Annotated in this window: 11 protein-coding genes; 9 read left to right on the top strand and 2 right to left on the bottom strand. The window is 62.2% G+C overall.

What is annotated here, in order from left to right; all coding sequences use genetic code 11:
- The first annotated feature begins 56 nt into the window (after window positions 1–56).
- The 8 genes from CDA63_RS08810 (at window position 57) to recJ (ending at window position 11,328) form a co-directional block, all read left to right on the top strand.
- Window positions 57–1,955: a pseudouridine synthase gene (locus CDA63_RS08810; protein ID WP_088464082.1), complete on the top strand. Its 1,899-nt coding sequence runs from the start codon at window positions 57–59 to the stop codon at window positions 1,953–1,955.
- A gap of 188 nt (window positions 1,956–2,143) precedes the next feature.
- Entirely contained in the window at window positions 2,144–2,887 is a 744-nt protein-coding gene (locus tag CDA63_RS08815) for a type III pantothenate kinase (RefSeq protein WP_165768246.1), read from the top strand.
- A complete protein-coding gene (locus tag CDA63_RS08820; protein ID WP_088464084.1) occupies window positions 2,874–4,232 on the top strand; it encodes an OmpP1/FadL family transporter in 1,359 nt (452 codons plus the stop codon). Before CDA63_RS08815 ends, CDA63_RS08820 begins: the two co-directional genes overlap by 14 nt.
- Before the next feature lie 13 nt (window positions 4,233–4,245).
- Window positions 4,246–4,830: an LPS export ABC transporter periplasmic protein LptC gene (gene lptC / locus CDA63_RS08825; protein ID WP_088464085.1), complete on the top strand. Its 585-nt coding sequence runs from the start codon at window positions 4,246–4,248 to the stop codon at window positions 4,828–4,830.
- Between the two features lie 9 nt (window positions 4,831–4,839).
- Entirely contained in the window at window positions 4,840–5,115 is a 276-nt protein-coding gene (locus CDA63_RS08830) for a hypothetical protein (protein ID WP_088464086.1), read from the top strand.
- 316 nt (window positions 5,116–5,431) lie between these two features.
- Window positions 5,432–7,561: a peptidylprolyl isomerase gene (locus CDA63_RS08835; protein ID WP_242434615.1), complete on the top strand. Its 2,130-nt coding sequence runs from the start codon at window positions 5,432–5,434 to the stop codon at window positions 7,559–7,561.
- Window positions 7,562–7,711: 150 nt separating this feature from the next.
- Window positions 7,712–9,547 carry a tetratricopeptide repeat protein gene (locus tag CDA63_RS08840; protein WP_242434616.1) on the top strand — a complete coding sequence of 612 codons (1,836 nt, stop codon included), beginning with the start codon at window positions 7,712–7,714 and terminating at the stop codon, window positions 9,545–9,547.
- A 50-nt stretch (window positions 9,548–9,597) separates the two neighbouring features.
- The gene (gene recJ / locus CDA63_RS08845) at window positions 9,598–11,328 is read left to right on the top strand and encodes a single-stranded-DNA-specific exonuclease RecJ (RefSeq protein ID WP_088464088.1); all 1,731 of its coding nucleotides are present in this window, start codon (window positions 9,598–9,600) and stop codon (window positions 11,326–11,328) included.
- A 151-nt stretch (window positions 11,329–11,479) separates the two neighbouring features.
- On the opposite strand, the gene CDA63_RS08850 is transcribed toward recJ, so the two are convergent.
- Together CDA63_RS08850 and CDA63_RS08855 are read right to left on the bottom strand one after the other, a co-directional pair.
- Window positions 11,480–12,016 carry a hypothetical protein gene (locus CDA63_RS08850; protein WP_088464089.1) on the bottom strand — a complete coding sequence of 179 codons (537 nt, stop codon included), beginning with the start codon at window positions 12,014–12,016 and terminating at the stop codon, window positions 11,480–11,482.
- A 111-nt stretch (window positions 12,017–12,127) separates the two neighbouring features.
- On the bottom strand, window positions 12,128–12,487 hold the full coding sequence (locus tag CDA63_RS08855; RefSeq protein WP_088464090.1) for a DoxX family protein: 360 nt from the start codon (window positions 12,485–12,487) through the stop codon (window positions 12,128–12,130).
- A gap of 139 nt (window positions 12,488–12,626) precedes the next feature.
- On the opposite strand from CDA63_RS08855, the gene CDA63_RS08860 reads away from it, so the two are divergent.
- On the top strand, window positions 12,627–14,465 hold the full coding sequence (locus CDA63_RS08860) for a M61 family metallopeptidase (protein ID WP_088464091.1): 1,839 nt from the start codon (window positions 12,627–12,629) through the stop codon (window positions 14,463–14,465).
- The last annotated feature ends 21 nt before the right edge of the window (window positions 14,466–14,486 follow it).

The raw sequence follows: 14,486 nt of genomic DNA on the forward strand, positions 1-14,486 counted from the left end.
TTGATTTGAATACTTCACCTGTACCGTAGCGATACGGCACGCATGCTTCTACCACCATGGGTAAGAAACACCACTCTTCCGACGACGCGCCCAAGGGCCGCGGCCGCTCTTCTAAATCCGACCGCCCCTTCAACAAGGACAAAGACGCGGGCAGCAAATTCATTCAGCCCGGCCAAGAGCGCGCCAACCGCGCTACCGGCAACAGCCGCTTCGGCGCCGACCGCGACAACAACCGTCGTGATGACAACCGCCGCGACGATTCGCGCCGTGGTTCAGACCGACCTTCGTTTGGCCGGCCCTCGGAGGGTGGCTTCGGTGGTCCCCGTAAGTTTGGCAGCGGTGGCGGCAGCAGCCCCGGCGGCCCGCGCAAATTTGGCACCGGCGGCGACAACCGCTTCGGCCGCGATGCCCGCCCCGCCCGCGACAACGACCGCCGCGAGGGAGGCTTTGGCCGCGAGAGCCGCGATGAGCGCCCGGCCCGGCCCGTGCGCGATTTCGAATCGAAGAAGACTTGGCAGGGCCAACCCTACCGCCGCGAAGACGGTGAGCTATCAGTACCCAGGGGCTTACCCGGCGAGCGGAACCGCAAATTCGTGAAGCAGAATCCGAATGCTGCCGATGAGCCGCGCCCGGAGGCGCCACGTCCGCGCCCGGAAGCCGACTACCAGGGCTCGAAGGACTACGGTCCGGAGCGTCCGGTACGTCCGGCCCGGGCTTTCGACCCCAACCGCCGGCCCGAGGACCTGGCCCCTCAGCACCCCGATTTCTCCGACGACAAAACCTACCGCACCACCCGCCGGGCCGAACAGGCCGGGGAGGAGCAGCGGCCCCGGGAAGAGCGCAACAGCTCCGACGACCGCCGCAGCACGGGCTTCGGTGGCGGCGCCAGCGGTGAGCGGCGCGGCAGCCGCGCCGGTAGCTTCGGCACCGACCGCCCGGAGCGGCGCGAGAGCACCGACCGCGACGACCGTCGCCGCGAGCGGCCCACGGGCTCGGACCGGCCGGAGCGCCGGGGAGCCTTCGGCGACGACCGCCGCCGTGATGACCGTAGTGCGCCCGAGCGCCCCCGCCGGGCCTACGATGAGCGCCCCAACCGTGACCGGCCTGCCCCCGACCCAACCCGGGCCGGTAAGCCCCGGCGCGGCGAAGTAGCCGGCGAAGCGCCCGACTATCAGAACCTGCGCCATTACGAGGAAGACAAGAACCGCGGCAACAAGCGCCGCCGCGATGAGGAGCCGGAAGAAGCCGGTACCACGCGCCTGAACCGCTACATCGCCAACGCCGGCATCTGCTCACGCCGCGACGCCGACGCCCTGATTGCGGCCGGCGAAATCAAGGTGAATGGCGAAGTGGTGACGGAGATGGGCTACCAGGTGCAGCCTTCCGATACTGTGCAGTACGGCAAGACCAACCTCAGCCGCGAAAAGCAGGTGTACCTGTTGCTCAACAAGCCCAAGGACTTCCTGACCACCACCGACGACCCCGAAGGCCGCCGCACCGTGATGGAGCTCATCAAGAGCGCCTCCAAGGAGCGGGTGTTCCCGGTGGGCCGCCTCGACCGTAATACTACGGGCCTGCTGCTATTCACTAACGACGGCGAAGTAGCCCAGAAGCTTTCCCATCCCTCGCACCGCAACAAGAAAATCTATCAGGTGGAGCTTGATAAGCCCCTGACCGAGGAGCACCTGCGCCAGATTGCGGCCGGCGTGGAGCTGGAAGACGGCAAGGCCGAAGTAGACGATGTGGCCGTAGTGGCCGGCAACCCGCACTTCGTGGGTGTGGAAATCCATATTGGCCGTAACCGCATTGTGCGCCGCATTTTCGAGCATTTGGGCTACGACGTAGTAACGCTGGACCGGGTGCAGTACGCAGGCCTGACCAAGAAGGACCTGCCCCGGGGCAAGTGGCGCTTCCTGAGCGAGAAGGAAGTCATTCGCCTCAAATATTTCATGTAGGCACGCAACCGCCCGGGGGCCAGAGGGCTCCCGGTAGTGTTGTTAGTTAGAACGTCATTCAGAGCGAAACGAAGAATCTCGCATGCTGATGTTGATAATCATTTCAACGGTTGGCGCGCGAGATTCTTCGCTTCGCTCTGAATGACGTTCTTTTCTCACTTCTCACTTCTCACTTCTCACTTCCCCGCTTGCGTACCCTCGCCCTCGATATTGGCAATACGGCCGTGAAATACGGCTGCTTCGAGCAGGATACGCTGTGCGAATCGGCTAGCGGGCAGACGACAGCGCAGGTGCTAGCGGCCGTGCAACGGCTCCGGCCCGAGCACGTGGTGCTGGCTTCGGTGGCCGAACCCACCGCCACCTGGGCCGCCGAGTTGCGGGCGCTGGTACCGGGCCGGGTGCTCGAATTCGTGCCCGCCACCACACCGCTGCCCATCGCCAATGCCTACGCTACGCCCCAGACCCTGGGAGCCGACCGGCTGGCGGCGGCGGTGGGGGCGGCCTGGCTGCTCCCGGGCCGCGACGTGGTGGTGGTCGATGCCGGGACGGCCATCAAGTGCGACTTGGTGGAGGCTGCTGGCGGTTTTCGGGGCGGTAGCATTGCGCCGGGGTTGGCGTTGCGGTTTCGGGCGTTGCACGAGTTTACGGGGCGGCTGCCACTGGTAGCGGGCCTACCCGACCCCACCGAAGCCGTACCGCTGACCGGCACCGATACCGCCAGCGCCATCCGAAGCGGGGTGCTGAACGGGGCCACTGCCGAGGTAGCGGGCCTACTGGCCGATTACGCCGCCCGTTACCCTGGGCTGGCCGTGGTGCTGGCTGGGGGCGACGCGCCTTTTTTTCGTGCCCGATTGAAAGGGCCTATCTTTGTTGTGCCGGAGCTGGTATTGATCGGGCTCCATCGAATTTTAGTACATCATGTCGCAACCTAACTTCGTCGGCCTAGCCGGCGGTCTTTCGCTATTGGGCCTGCTGGCTGCTTCTTCGGTGGCGCTGGGCCAGGGCCAGGGCCTGGGCAACTCCCCTTATTCGCGCCTGGGCCTGGGCGATGCCAGTCAGAATCTGGGAGGCGTCCGGCAGATGGGCATGGGCGGCGTGGGCGTGGCGGCCCCCAACGGTGTCAACGTCAACGAGCTCAACCCGGCCCTGCTCTATTATACTACCCGCACCACCTTCGAGGCGGGCTACACGGGGCAGTTCAAGCGGCTGGAAAACGACAAGGCCAGTGAGCGGACCGGTACCGGCACGCTGGGGTATGTGGCGCTGTCCCTGCCCATCAACCGCAACTGGGCCGCGGCCATCGGCCTCAAGCCCTACAGCACGGTCGATTACAAGGCACAAAGCGTTGATAAAAGCGTTATCAACGACACCGAGGCCCAGCTCGAACGGCAGTATACGGGCAGCGGAGGGCTGTCGGAAGCATACATGAGCCACGGCATCCGTTTGGCCAAGGGCCTGGCGATTGGGGTGTCGGCGAGCTACATATTCGGGAGCATCGACCAGGAAACCAGCACCCGCATTGGTACCGCGTTGTTTCCGCTGAGCGTGGCCAACCGAGAAACCTACCAGCAGCACATCCGGTATTCCGATTTTGCCTTCCGGGGCGGAATTCATTACCGGGGCAAAGTCACTGACAAAATCAACTTCAACGTGGGCGGCACGCATAGCTTCCGCACCCAGTTCAGCGGGGAGCGGACGTTGAGCCAGCTGCGCGAGGATGCCAATCAGGTGCAGATCGGTACGGTGGTGCTAAACAGCGACGAGACGGGCACGGCTCAGGTGCCGGCTCTTACGCAGCTAGGGGTGAGCTTCGACAACAACCGCAACTGGAGCCTTAACCTCGATGGCGCGTTGCAGCAATGGTCGCAGTTCCGGGCCTTTGGCGAGCAGGGGGGAAGCTCGGGCGTGCCCCTGAGCAACACTTACCGCATGGGCCTGGGTGGCGAGCTGACCCCCGATGCTACGTCGGTCGACCATTACCTAAAGCGCATTACGTACCGGGCGGGCCTGAGCGTGGCCCAGATGCCCTACCGCCCCGGCGGCAACGTGCTTTACGACCGGGGCGTGAGCTGGGGCTTTGCTCTGCCGCTGCCCACCGCTACCGCCCTCGATGCTACCACTGTCAGCCTGGGCTTCACCTACGGGCAGCGTGGCAACACCGATGTGCAGACGCTCGACAACGGCAGCATCGAGCGCAACGTGAAGGAGAACTACCTGCGGATGCAGCTGGGCGTCACGCTCAACAACCGCTGGTTTATCAAGCGTCGGATTGAGTAATCCGCGGCCTGATATGAAACGAACGAGCTGGCTGGCAACCGGGCTGGGCGCGGTGCTATTGCTGGCCGGCTGCCGCAAAAGCACCGACGAAGTGGTGGCCAAACCCATCGACTACAAAGGGCCTACCATCGAAACGCGCAACGTGCTCATGCTCGTGAGCGACTCGGCCCGATTGCGGGTGCGCTTGAAAACCCCGCTGGAGCAGGATTTTGAGTCGGGCGACCGGCTGTACCCCGAAGGTGTGGAGCTTACGTTCATGGATGCCGATGGCGAAACAATCATCAATACCATCACGGGCAAGTACGGGCGCTTCGAGCGTAACAAGAGCCTGTATACTCTGCGTGGCGACGTGCGCGTGACCAACGTGCCCAAGCAGCAGCGCATGAACACGGAGGAAGCCTTCTACGACCAGAACAAGGCCAGCATCTACACCAAGCCGGAAACCGAAATCCGGGTCACGACGCCCACCGAGGTGCTTACCGGCCGGGGCCTGACGGCCAACCAGGATTTCTCGCGCTACCGCATCCTGACGCCGACCGGCGTTTTCACCCTTCAGAACGCGCCCACCGCTGGCCCCGCGCCGGCGCCTGCCCGTTAACCTTGCCTTATGAAACGATTCTGGGACCCCGGCATCAGCCAAACCATACTGTTCGTTTTTGGCGTATTCACGTTCGTAATTGCCTCCTACGGGACGCTGGTTAAGGGGGGTATTGAGGGACTCTACGACAACTACCTGCTGTTCATGATTTCGTTTGCCTGCATTCTTGGGCTACGCTACCTACGCCAGCGCGACAAGGAGGCCGCTGCCGAAGCCGCTGCTGCCCGCCAGGCCGAGCTGAAAAAGGCCTCGAAGCCGACTAAAAAAGGTAAAAAGCGGAAGTAGCGGGAGTTTTAAAGCTTGAAGCTAAAATGTAGCTCCCCTCCTTGGAAAGGAGGGGCCGGGGGTGGTTGATGTTATATGAACAGTTTTTTAGGCTAGTTTCTAATTATCGTTTAAACGTCGTCCACCACCCCAACCCCTCCTTTCCAAGGAGGGGAGCTAGTTCTAGTACTAACGACCTTTGGCGTTTCAAATCATTACTTAGGCTCGCCCCAAGCGCTGCCAAGGGCTATCTGACAGAGAATCTACTTAATGACCATCTTTTTTGGTTATTTTGCGCCTCATTCACCTTTTTCTACCCGCGCTTTTTTTCAAGTACATGGCATTAATTAACACGATCCGGGAAAAATCGGGCTGGGCCGTCGGGGCTATCGTCATCGGCTTGCTCCTGTTTATGGTGGGCGGCGACCTGTTTACGGGCCAGAACAGCTTTTTTGGCCGCGACGACCGCTCGGTGGGCGAAATTGCCGGCCAGAAGGTAGAATACGACGAGTTCAACGCCTCGCTGGAACAGGCCAAGCAGGCCTTCATTCAGCAGCAGGGCCGCCAGCCCGACGAGCAGGCCATGGGCTACCTGCGCGAGCAGGCCTGGAACCAGCTCCTCTACCGCATCGCCTTCCAGAAGCAGTTCGAGAAGCTGGGCCTGAAAGTATCGGACGATGAGCTGACCGACATGGTGCAGGGCAACAATATCCACCCCAGCATCCGCCAGGCCTTCACCGACTCGACCGGCCAGTTCGATGTGCTCAAAGTGAAGGAGTACCTGCGCAACCTCGACAAAATGGACCCGCGCAACCAAGCCGCCTTCGCCTCGTTCGAGCAGAACCTGCGCCCCGAGCGCCTAAGCAGCAAGTACACCAATCTGCTCAAGATGAGCACCTACGTAACCTCGGCCGAAGCCAAGCGCTTCAACGAGGCCCAGCAGGCTCAGGTGAACCTGCGCTACCTGTTCGTGCCCTACTTCGCGGTGTCCGATTCGAGCATCAAGGTAACCGACGAGCAACTACAGGCTTACATTGATAAAAACCAGGGCCGCTACAAAGTAGAGGATGGCCGCAGCATCGAGTACGTGGCTATTCCGGTTACGGCTTCGGTGGAAGACAGCAGCGAGGTGCGCCAGACCGTGAATCAGCTGGCTACCCAGTTTGCCTCGGCTCCCGCCGATTCGGTTTTCGTGAAACTCAACTCCGATAACCCCACGGCGCCCGCCTATCTCTCGGCCGCCGATATGCCCGAGAAGCTGCGCGAGCAGCTACCGTTGCAGGTGGACAAGGTGTATGGCCCCTACGCCGAAAACGGCACGTTCTCGCTCTACAAAGTAACCGGCGAGAAAACCGGCGAACAGGCTGCCGCCCGCGCCAGCCACATCCTCATTAAGGCCGACGGCACCACGCCCGAAGCTGATGCCGCCGCCAAAGCCAAGGCAACCGACGTGCTCAACAAAATAAAGGGCGGAGCCGATTTCGCCGCTATGGCCCGCCAGTTTGGTTCCGATGGCACCACCGCCACCGGCGGCGACCTGGGCTGGTTCCAGCAGGGCCGCATGGTGCCCGAGTTCGAGAAGGCCGTGTTCGGCGCTTCCTCGGCCGGCCTGCTGCCTAGCCTCGTCAAAACGTCGTTCGGTTACCACATCATCAAGGTAACGGCCGCCCCCACCAAGAAAACCTACCGGGTAGCCACGGTGCAGAAGAGCATTCAGCCCACCGACGGCACCCGCGACGCGGCCTACAACCAGGCCCAGCAGTTGAAGGGTGCCGCCGCCGACCTCGAATCGTTCCGTAAGGCCGTAGCCGCCGATAAGAGCCTTCAGAAAGTGGAAGCCAAGAACCTCGGCCGCGCCGACCAAGCCGTGAACAACCTGCAAGGGGCTCGCGCTGTGGTGCGTTGGGCCTTCGGGGCCGACGACTCGGAAGGTGCCGGGGCTAAAGCCGTGGGCGACGTATCGCGCGTGTTTGAGATTGGCGACAGTTACGTAGTAGCTGTGCTGACTGGCGAGCGGAGCAAAGGCACCGCCGACGTAGCCAGCATCAAGCCCGAAATCACGGCGCAGGTGCGCAACGAGTTGAAGGCCGAGCAGATCAAGCAGAAGCTGGCTTCTGCCAAGGGTACACTGGAGCAGATGGCCCAGGCCTACGGCGCCAGTGCCCAGGTAAAAACGGCCGATAACGTGATCCTCAGCCAAGGTATGATTGCCGGTGTGGGTAGTGAGCCTACCGCCGTAGGTCGCGCCTTCGGCCTGAAAGTGGGGCAGAAGTCGGAGCCGATTGCCGGCGACCAGGGCGTGTTCGTGGTGGAACCTACCAGCATCCAGCCAGCCCCGCCCACCACCGACCTGAAAGCCGCGCAGCAGCAGCTGGTGGCCCAGCGCACGGCCCGCGCCGATGGTCTCATCTTCGAAGCCATTAAGCAGCACGCCAACGTAAAAGACAACCGCACGAAGTTCTTCTAGGCCACCAAAGCCGGCTTCCCAACAAGCAAAAGGGCCGTACCTTCGGGGACGGTCCTTTTTTTGTGGCTGAGTAACTCGGTGAACGTCATTTACCGAGTCACTCCTTCACCACTCCGGCACTTTCCGGCCGCTGTTTTTCGTTAACTACTCATGAAAAAATCGTTGCGTGGAATGATGGGCGGGGCCGGGCTGCTGGCGCTGCTGGCGGTGGCCCCGACAGCCCGGGCCCAGACGGCGGCGGCCGAGGATGGCAGCATTCAGCTGGCCCGCGAGTACGAGCGCAAGGGCGAGCACGAGAAGGCTGCCTACCTGTTCGACCGGTTGCGCAAGGACGAGCAGACGGCCCCCAACGTGCTGCCCAACTATCTGGCCGCATTGCAGGCGCTGGGCAAGTACAAGGATGCCGAGAAGCTGGTGAAGCGGGCCATCAAGCAGCGCCCCCAGGACCAGGCGTTGGGCGTGACGCTCGGGCTGGTGTACGCCAAAAACGGCGACCAGCCGGCCGCCGACAAGCAGTGGGAGCGGGTGGTGGAACTGCTCAGCCCCGAACAGGTGGTGCCAGTGGCCAACGAGTTTCAGCAGGCCAACCTCGCCGATTGGACCGTGCGGACCTACCTGCGCGGCCGAGCCATTGTGGGTACCGACACCGAGTACGCTCCCCAGCTCATCCAGCTCTACACCCAGTCCGGTCAGCGCGACAAGCTGGTGCTGGAAACCCTACGCCTCGTGCGCGACGATGAGCAGCAGTTGCCCTTCGTGCGCAATATGCTCCAGAACAGTCTCCAGGAAGAAGCCAGCTTTGAGGCGCTTGAAAAAGAGTTGCTAACCCTGGTGCAGCGCAACCCCGACAGGGCCGTGTACAGCGAGCTGCTGCTCTGGTTGCAGGTGCAGCGCCGCGACTTTACCGGGGCGCTGGTGCAGGCCAAAGCCCTCGACCGCCGGGGCCGCACCGAGGGCCAGCGGGTGCTGGAAGTGTCGGAAATTGCCCGCCGCAACAAGGATTACGAAAGCGCCATTGCTGGCTACCAGTACCTGACCCGCGAGTACGCCGGCCGCGGCTTCTACGCCCTGGCTCGCCAGCGCCTGGTGCAGACCCGCGAGGAGCAGGTACGCACTACCTACCCCGTGGATATAGCCCAGCTGCGGAGCTTGCTTCAGGAGTACCAGCAGGTGCTCACGGACCTCGGCCGCACGCCCGAAACGGCCCCCGTGCTGCGCAGCATGGCCGCGCTGCTGGCCTTCCAACTCGGCGAACAGGCGCCAGCCATGAAGCTGCTGGAAGAGGTAATTGCCATGCCCCGCGCCAGCAGTGATGTGGTGGACCAGGCCAAAATAGACCTGGCCGATATTTACGTGTTGCGGGCCGAGCCTTGGGAAGCCACGCTGCTGTATTCGCAGGTCGAGAAGTCGCACAAAGACACGCCGCTGGGCTACGATGCTAAGCTGCGTAACGCCCGCCTGAGCTACTTCGCCGGCGACTTCAAGCTGGCCAAGTCCCACCTCGACATCCTCAAGCAGGCCACGACCCGCGAAATTGCCAACGATGCCATGCAGCTCAGCCTGCTCATCACCGACAACACGGCCATGGACACGGCCGGCGTGGCCCTGCGCGACTACGCCGCCGTCGAGCAGCTCGTGTTCCAGAACAAGCTGCCCGAAGCTCTGCGCGGCCTCGATGCACTGCTGGTGAAGTACCCCGGCCACGCCCTCCAGGACGAAGCCTGGTACCTGAAAGCCCAACTGCAACGCCGCACCAGCGACTACGCCGGGGCCCTAAGCACCTTGGAGCGCATCACGACCAACCCCAAGTACGACGTGCTTAGCGACGACGCGCTGTTTCTGGCTGCCACCATTCAGCAGGAAAACCTGCAGGACCGCGACAAAGCCCAGCAGCTCTACCAGCAAGTCATCACCAAGTACCCCGGCAGCATCTACGTGGCCGAAGCCCGCAAACGCTTCCGCCAGCTGCGCGGCGATGCGCTATAATCCGCGATAATGGGTACTTTTGAATAGATGCCTATTCAGGGCCCAAGCTGATGATTGAGAAACGATGGATTCGGAAGGACGCGCCCGACGCGGAGCAGGTGGCACATCTGGCGGGGGCGTTGCGCGTGAACGAGGCCATCGTCCGGCTGCTGTGCCAGCGCGAAATCGGGACCTTCGAACAGGCCCGCGCCTATTTCCGCCCCGATCTGAGCCAGCTCCACGACCCGCTGCTGATGCGCGACATGGACCGCGCCGTGGACCGCCTCGTGCGGGCCCTGCACGCGGGCGAGCGGGTGCTCGTGTTCGGCGACTACGACGTGGACGGCACGACTTCGGTGGCCCTGGTGTACAGCTACCTACGCCGGTTTTTCGGTCCCGAGCGCATTGACTATTACATTCCCGACCGTTATAAGGAAGGCTACGGCGTATCGGAGGCGGGCATTGACTTCGCTAAAGCAGAAGGTTTCCAGCTCATCATCGCCCTCGACTGCGGGGTGAAATCGGTGGACAAGGTGGCGTACGCCAACGAGCGGGGTGTCGACTTCATCATCTGTGACCACCACTTGCCCGGGGCCGAGCTGCCCGCCGCCGTGGCCGTGCTCGACCCCAAGCGGGCCGACTGCGCCTACCCGTTCAAGGAGCTTTCGGGCTGCGGAGTCGGCTTTAAGCTGATGCAAGCTTTCACCGAACACCAAGGCCTGCCAGAAGCCGAGCTGCACGAACTGCTGGACCTGGTGGCCGTGAGCATTGCGGCCGACATTGTGCCGATTTACGGGGAGAACCGGACGCTGGCCTTCCACGGCCTGCGACTGCTCAACGACAAGGCCCGGGCCCAGCGGCCCGGCTTCGAGGCGTTGCGCGAGCTGGCCGGCTTACGCGAGTCGGAGCTAAACGTGAGCAGCCTCGTGTTCGGCTTCTCGCCCCGTATCAACGCCGCCGGCCGCATGGGCGACGCCAAGCGGGCCGTGGCCATGCTGCTGGCCGACAGCGCCGAGCAGGCCAAGGAAAAGGCCGGCGTGGTCGACAAAACCAACCAGGAGCGCCGGGGTTTTGATACCAGCATCACGAAGGAGGCGCTGGCCATGATTGAGGACGACGCCGCGCTGCGCGCCGCCGCCAGCACCGTGTTGTTCAAGGAAGACTGGCACAAGGGCGTGGTGGGCATTGTGGCCTCTCGCTGCATCGACAAGTACTACCGGCCCACCATCATCCTCACCGAAAGCAACGGCAAAGCCACCGGCTCGGCCCGCTCGGTGGTGGGGTTCGATGTGCACCAGGCCATTGAGGAGTGCGCCGATCTGCTCGACCAGTTTGGGGGCCACATGTACGCCGCCGGCCTCACGCTGCCACTCGAAAACGTGCCCGCCTTCCAGGCCCGGTTCGAGCAGATCGTGGCCGGCCGCATCAAGCCCGAGCAGCTTATCCCGCCCGTCGATATTGACTGCACGCTGCCGCTGAGCGACATCACGCCCTCGTTTTACAAGCTCCTGAGCCAGATGGAGCCCTTCGGTCCCGGCAATACCAACCCAGTGTTTGCCTCCGAAAACGTGTACGCCGCTCCCGATTCGGCCCGTATCGTGGGCAACTCCCACCTCAAACTCGCCCTCACCCAAGACGGCCACCACCGCCTCGACGCCATCGGCTTCGGCTTCGGCGACTACTACGACCGGATTCGGGAGGGCCAGCCGTTCAGCGTGTGCTATACCTTGGAAATCAACGAATACCGCGGTACCAAAACCCTGCAGTTGCGGGTTAAGGATATTCGATGGGAAGAGGCTTGATAGTCAGGGCGCGGCCGAAATACCCGAAGCACAGCGTGGCTAACCGATCCGGCACCAAGCCTCTGAACCGTTCAAACGCAAAGCCCCTGACGTGCGTACGTCGGGGGCTTTGCGTTTGAACGGTCGGTCCAAAAAGTGGGTGGGCTGGCTCTTACCGCACCTGCTGCACATGCAGGGCTTCGGGCAGCAGGTAGTTTTTGCCGTTCCAGTTAATGTAGCCGCCCCGGGCATAAGTGCCGTTGAAAACCGCCGGACTCAGGGGTGCCGCTAATTTTAGGTCCTGCGGTCTTCTCAGGCGGATCCAGAGTTCCGACCCATTGAGCCACCGTTCTTCCAAAATGGTGCGGTTGTTCAGGTAAGCGGTATACTTCTCCTGTATTCGCCCGTTACGGCGATAAATGGTGCGGTGCTGCCAGATCAGCGTCTTTTTCCGTCCGTCGGAATCAGTCTGCTTAGCGTTTGCAGCATAGCCTCTGATGATATGTCGACGGGTTCTGTTAGGCGTTTGCAAGTCAACCCAAGTTTGCTCGGCCAGCTCAAAACGGGTGGCGGCGGCCATTTTCAGCAGGGAGTCGCGGGCCGCTAAGGCGCGGGCCGCCAAGGGGCGGGCAGGTTCCGTAGTCAGTTGCGCGGAAGCCAGAAAAGGGCCGCCAGCCAGTAAACCAGTGAGGATAATTCTGCTAAGCATAAGAGGATGCAAAAGGAAGAAAAAAATGGTTGAGATGCCGTATAACAAGCTGCGTGGCGGCTTGTAGCAAAATAAAGACCGTTTTTAACCCTTCGCGGGAACTATTTTTCTCTAGCGCCGCACCCACCATGCCCAGCCGATAAGCACCAGTTGCAGCGGCAGGCGCAGCCAGAGGGCCCATTCGGGCACGGCTATGCCTGCGCCGTGGCTTTGCAGCATGTACACATTGGCCGGAAACACGGCAATCAGCAGCGCAATCAGGCCCCAGGCGGCCAGGCGGCGGGTGGCGGGTACCAGCAAACCCAGTGCTCCGGCAATTTCGGCGGCCCCACTGAGTTGCACTAGCAGCAACGGGTTGGGCAAATAAGGAGGCACAATGCGCACGAACCCATCGGGCCGCAGAAAGTGCATGAGGCCGGCTGTGAGGAAAAACAGGGCCAGTACGAGGCGTGCGGGTTCTTTTAAATTCATAAGTCGGAGCTACAAGCTGTCAGCCACAAGCTGCAAGCTAGGCAGAGAGTAAAGGAACGTCATTCAGAGCGAAGCGAAGAATGACGTTCACACACTACGTACCTTCGTGGGGGCGTTAGCCTGTCATTCTAATTGCTATATGAAATCATTCCCACTAGCCTTCGGGCTTAGCTTGGCTGCCGCCACGACGGTAGTGGCCCAGCAACCCGCTGGCTACCGCATCAACCTCGATTTAACGCACGTCAGCAACGACCGGGTGAAGGTTGTTATCAACACGCCGGTCATGCAGGAAGACCAGGCCACGTACGTGATGCCCTCGGTGGTGCCGGGTTCGTACTCCAAGAAGGATTACGGCCGTTTTATATCGAGCTTCAAGGCGTTCGATAAGAACGGCAAGGCGCTGAAAGTCAAGAATGACGGTCCCAACCTGTTCGTCATCAGCAACGCCCGCCAGCTCGCCCGGCTCGAATACCTCGTCGACGACACCTGGGACGCCAAGCAGGACGACCAGTTCATCTTCCAGCCGGGCGGCACCAACATCGATGCCGGCCGCAATTTTACCATCAACCACTACGGTTTCTACGGCTATTTCGAGGGCTACAAGCTGCTGCCCTACGAGGTGAGCGTGGAGAAGCCCGCCGACCTGTACGGGGCCACCGCCCTGGCCGTGCGTCGCGAGTCGGCCACCCGCGACGTGCTGACGGCTCCCGACTACGTGACGCTGGCCGACGGCCCCGTACTGTACGCCCGGCCCGACACGGCCAGTTTCAGCACCGGCGGGGCCCGGATTTCGGTGGCGGTGCGCTCAGAAACCGGGGCCGTGAAGGCGGCAGACATCAGCCAGATGCTGCGGCCCATGTCGGAGGCCCTGACCAAATATTTTGGGAAGATGCCGGTGCCCCGCTACCAGTTCCTGTTCTATTTCCCCAGCCTCGATTCACCTTTGAGTAGCGAGAAAGGCGGCTATGGCGCTATGGAGCACAGCTACTCCTCGCTCTATTTCCTGCCCGAAATCCCGGATTCGGCCCGCTTGCAGAGCATGGTGCTGGAGGTGGCCTCGCACGAGTTCTTGCACATGCTGGCCCCACTCAACATCCACTCCCGTGAAATCGGCGACTTCGACTTCCGGAGCCCCAAAATGTCGCAGCACCTGTGGCTGTACGAGGGCGTGACCGAGTACGTGGCCCAGCAGGTGCAGGTGCAGGCCGGCCTGATTACGCCCGCCGAGTTTCAGGACCGGATGAAGCAGAAAATCGACAAGGCCGACACCTACGGCCCGGCGGTTTCGTTCACCGAGATGAGCAGGCGCATTCTGGAGCCGCCCTACAAGGACATGTACGAAAACGTGTACAACAAAGGGGCGCTGCTGGGTTTGCTGCTCGATATTCGGCTGCGCGAGCTGAGCCAGGGCCGCCAGACCCTGCGCGACGTGCTGCTAGCCCTGCGCGAGAAGTACGGCCCCACCCGCTCCTTCGACGACGACGCGCTCATCCCCGAAATCGTGGCCCTCACGAACCCCGAAATCGGGACGTTTTTCCGGCGCTACGTGCAGGGGGCCGAACCGCTGCCGCTGGCCGAGTATCTGGGCAAAATAGGCTGGGTATACCAGCCCACGGCCCAAAGCCGCATTAAGGCCTTTGGTAACCTGGGCTTCGCCTACGACCAGAGTCTGAATCAGTTTCGGGCCGCCCAGACCCAGCCCGAACGGAATGCCTTTGGCCTGGCCGAGGGCGACGTTATTGTGGCCGTCGATGGGCAGGCCCTGACCATGCAGAACGCCGAGCAGCTGCTGCGCCCCCTCGTGGAGCCCGCCACGGCCGCTGCCGTGCGCCTAAAATTCCGCCACGGTACCGGTCCGGTACAAGAGCGCGAGGCCACGCCCCAGGAGTTCGACGTACAGGTGAAAAACCTGGTCGAATCGGTGCCCCGCCCTACGCTCACCCAGCAAAAGCTTCAGGATGCGCTGCTGAAAGGGTAGGGGATGAGATAAATCTGTTAT

The organism is Hymenobacter amundsenii (assembly GCF_002204745.1).
In the GTDB taxonomy this organism is placed as follows: Bacteria; Bacteroidota; Bacteroidia; order Cytophagales; family Hymenobacteraceae; genus Hymenobacter; species Hymenobacter amundsenii.

Coding starts and splice junctions, on each gene's coding strand:
- CDA63_RS08810 (WP_088464082.1), top strand. CDS start 57: ATGGGTAAGAAACACCACTCTTCCGACGACGCGCCCAAGGGCCGCGGC.
- CDA63_RS08820 (WP_088464084.1), top strand. CDS start 2,874: ATGTCGCAACCTAACTTCGTCGGCCTAGCCGGCGGTCTTTCGCTATTG.
- lptC (WP_088464085.1), top strand. CDS start 4,246: ATGAAACGAACGAGCTGGCTGGCAACCGGGCTGGGCGCGGTGCTATTG.
- CDA63_RS08830 (WP_088464086.1), top strand. CDS start 4,840: ATGAAACGATTCTGGGACCCCGGCATCAGCCAAACCATACTGTTCGTT.
- CDA63_RS08835 (WP_242434615.1), top strand. CDS start 5,432: ATGGCATTAATTAACACGATCCGGGAAAAATCGGGCTGGGCCGTCGGG.
- CDA63_RS08840 (WP_242434616.1), top strand. CDS start 7,712: ATGAAAAAATCGTTGCGTGGAATGATGGGCGGGGCCGGGCTGCTGGCG.
- recJ (WP_088464088.1), top strand. CDS start 9,598: ATGATTGAGAAACGATGGATTCGGAAGGACGCGCCCGACGCGGAGCAG.
- CDA63_RS08850 (WP_088464089.1), bottom strand. CDS start 12,016: ATGCTTAGCAGAATTATCCTCACTGGTTTACTGGCTGGCGGCCCTTTT.
- CDA63_RS08855 (WP_088464090.1), bottom strand. CDS start 12,487: ATGAATTTAAAAGAACCCGCACGCCTCGTACTGGCCCTGTTTTTCCTC.
- CDA63_RS08860 (WP_088464091.1), top strand. CDS start 12,627: ATGAAATCATTCCCACTAGCCTTCGGGCTTAGCTTGGCTGCCGCCACG.